The 3341-nt window shown below is 43.6% G+C and carries 3 protein-coding genes and 1 pseudogene; 1 reads left to right on the top strand and 3 read right to left on the bottom strand.

Annotated elements, in window-relative coordinates:
* Nucleotides 1-834 (bottom strand): annotated as a pseudogene (locus tag Q0986_RS17080) (IS4 family transposase); the annotation flags it as partial.
* 265 nt (nt 835-1099) lie between these two features.
* Between Q0986_RS17080 and Q0986_RS17075 the strand changes: the two are divergent.
* Complete coding sequence (locus Q0986_RS17075) at nt 1100-2068, top strand: hypothetical protein (RefSeq protein ID WP_299413214.1); 969 nt, start codon at nt 1100-1102, stop codon at nt 2066-2068.
* A gap of 194 nt (nt 2069-2262) precedes the next feature.
* Here the strand turns inward: Q0986_RS17075 and Q0986_RS17070 are convergent, their stop codons facing one another.
* On the bottom strand, nt 2263-2505 hold the full coding sequence (locus tag Q0986_RS17070; protein ID WP_299413211.1) for a hypothetical protein: 243 nt from the start codon (nt 2503-2505) through the stop codon (nt 2263-2265).
* Nucleotides 2506-2532: 27 nt separating this feature from the next.
* Nucleotides 2533-3201 (bottom strand): response regulator transcription factor, encoded by a 669-nt coding sequence (locus tag Q0986_RS17065; protein WP_299413208.1) that lies wholly within the window; start codon nt 3199-3201, stop codon nt 2533-2535.
* Nucleotides 3202-3341: the final 140 nt, after the last annotated feature.

The raw sequence follows: 3341 nt of genomic DNA, 5'->3' as shown, positions 1-3341 counted from the left end.
CGTTGGGCTGGCTTGTGCCATGTCACCTGATGATCGCCAATGCCATTCTTGTTGCCTTTGCGGAAATCAGTCTTGCGGGCATGATGCTTACGCAACACTCCATCAGCCCCCTGTTGCTGAATGATGGCTAAATCAACATAGCTGCCATAGGCTTGGTCTGCCATAACCACATCACCGACCTCAAGGTCTGGGTAGAGCAAACGACTCATGACAATTTCACTGGTGCTCCAGGAGGCAATACAGGCTGACACCACTGCTCCAGTGACCAGACAGAAGAACACTACCAATCGGGCAATGGGGAAACCACAGCCTGCCGTTTGATTTCCATGTTGTGGGTATGACTCTTGGTTGGCCGCACTATCAGCCATCAACACGGTGGTTCCGTCGTAGACCTTGACGGGCCGACCACACCAGAGGTGCTCTGGGGAGAGGGTTTGCGCTAAGCACTCAGCGGTCTCGGGAATTAAGCGTTGCAACAGTGACTCTGGAAAGCGACTTCTGGCTTTGCTGTAGGCTCCAGTATCAGATGAGGGCGGTTGGATGCCAACCGCTGTGAGCCAAGTTGTGATGCATTTGACCGTGTTCCGAAGGCTTTTATCGGCAGATAGCACCTGGTAAAGCATGGCCCACAGCGTAACGATGGGGCTATATACCCGGTTGCGATAGGGGAATGCTTCTTCTTTAAGAAGTTCATCTAACCTTGAGGCTGGCAAGATATCTGTCCACGGTAAACCCAGGCTTTGGGAAAATTGCTGCTTGAGAATTTCGGCTGACTCAGACATAGTGAAAGACAGAATATTGATGGATTGCAAGTCTTGATTCTATACCTATCAAGACTTGCAGCCCTTTTCTACCTTCTTAAGTCAGTGACATTGATTATAAATATAATTCGCTTCCAAGGTAGTGTGTAAGGAGCCTGATAAAGATAGAGGTGATTGCTATATCATAGGTGTTTTAAAATGCCGCTAACTTATCCAAAAAGATAGAAGTTAAACTATCAATCATGGTGAGTTTTTTAGCGCTGACAGTTTCCCATTAGCAGACTATGAATTCACAAATATACTTAAGTTATTACTCGTTGATAAATAGGAAATTTCCAATGAAGAAAAGAGTATTTATATCAATTTTTCTTAGAACTACTGTATTTATTATTTCTATACTTTTTTTTGCGACAGTTGCTATACCTAACGCTGAAGCTGCAAGGCTTACAGTTGATGGCTGGAAAGTTGAGTATTGGCGTAACCATCCAATAGGAACACCAAGTGATAATTATAATCAGGCTGTAATTGTTATACATGGAAACAGTCGTAATGCAGATGATTATTACGACTACGTGATGCAAGCTGCAGAAACTCAGAGTCAATTAAATACTACACTTATTGTATCGCCGAAGTTTAAAGTATTGTCTGACTCTCCAGCAGATGATGAGCTATATTGGTCCAGTTCAGGCTGGAAAAAAGGATTTAAATCAAAGAATGGTTCCTTCACTCCTTCCTTTAGGGTTGTTGACCATATTTTGGGTAAAATCAATAACAACTTCCCAAATATAAGTTTTGTCACAATTGTTGGTCATTCGGCTGGTGGACAGTTTGTTCAACGGTATGCTGCACTGAACCAAAAACAGCAAGCGTTACGCTCGGACCTATCAGTACGTTACGTAGTTGCCAATCCTGGTTCATATATGTATTTGGATTCTACCCGTTCTGAAAACATAAGTGGTTGTACGGATTATGATAATTACAAATACGGAATGGCAAATTTGCCGGGGGTTTTAAGCTATACAAAGCTGAGCAAGACACAGATCCGCAATCAAATCACGTCACGATCGATATACCTACTTCTTGGTACACAAGATAACGATCCAAACAGCAATAGTCTTGATACGTCATGCAAGGCTAATGCGCAGGGATTCAATAGATATGCACGTGGACTTTTATATTATCAACATGTAAAATGCTTGAACTCAAGTGCAAATCACATCAAGGTGGAAGTTAATGGTGTTGGACATAGTGGGAAAAAAATGTTTAATGCCACTGAAGGAAGAAAAGTGATTTTTGATGACAACTGATTTCGGGTTTTATTCCCTGGTCGATTTTAGTTGTAACCCATTCCCTGCATAGCCTTCCATCGATACAAACTAAAATAACTCAAGCCTTTTAGTTTGACGCTCGTTAGGAAAGCATATACCCCAAACCAAGTCCAATCAATGGATTCTAACCTAATTGACCCTAGAGCAGTTCGAAACTTTTGTCTTGCCTCACCCTACACATCGGCAGTCATGGACCCCAAGCATTCACCCCAAGACAAGGCCACTCGCTCCCGATCCTGGTAGATACCCACCATCTCCCCGATCCACTCCATCGTCTCCGGTGGCCGCAGCTCGTTCACCTGAAACACATCGAACGTGTCCTCTAACTCAAGTGCTGCATCGAGACAAAACTCAGGACTTTCAAACGGAATTCTGATTAGGCTTTCCAGTTCCCTCTGTTGTGAACTAGTAGCCATTCTCAGCCTTTATTATAAGGGGTAAGACTATCTCCTTAGTCGATATCCAACCCCGCGTACAGTCTGTATCAGAGAGCTACCTAACTTTTTTCGCAGATAGCCCACATACACATCCACAATATTGGACCCTGGATCATAGTCATATCCCCAGACACGATCTAGGAGTTGCTGACGACTGAAGACTTGACCTGGATGCTGAAATAAAGTCTCAGCCAGTAAAAACTCCCGTGCAGGTAGTTCAATCCATTCCTCATTGACTTTAACTCTTCGAGTCCTTAAATCTAAAACTACATTATGAGCTGCCAAAGTCAGTGGTTTAGTGGTTGAAGTCTTTTTAACCGTTCTCAAACGAACTCGTACCCTTGCCAGTAACTCTTCAAATCGAAACGGCTTAGTCATATAGTCATCTGCCCCACCTTCAAGGCCAGACACCTTATCCTTAATATCATCTCTGGCAGTCAAAATAATGACGGGTAATTTAGACCCTTGTCCCCGTAAATCAGCCAGTATCTCGAATCCGTCTCTGTCAGGTAACCCTAAGTCTAATATCAATAGATCAAATCCTTCGCTCATCGCTAGTGTTAAGGCTGCTTGAGCGTCCCCGACAGTCGTAGTGAGATATCCGTGACTCTTTAGACCTTTCTCAATAAAGGATGCAATCCGTTGTTCATCCTCCACAATAAGGATATGGACCATTGGCAAAAAGCAGTTATTGAGCAATGACTTTCAAGACATAATCCTAGTGGTCATAAGTCGGTGTAAAGATCGGCCTCTCTCAAGCGAACGGTAAATCAGGTGCTTCGTGTTAGCGTTACTCTGCACTGGCAGCAGGATAC

The sequence above is a fragment of the Acaryochloris sp. IP29b_bin.148 genome (assembly GCF_028285565.1).
Taxonomy (GTDB): Bacteria; Cyanobacteriota; Cyanobacteriia; order Thermosynechococcales; family Thermosynechococcaceae; genus Acaryochloris.
Note: the sequence above shows the minus strand (reverse complement) of the source record. Positions and strands in the feature narration are given on the sequence as shown.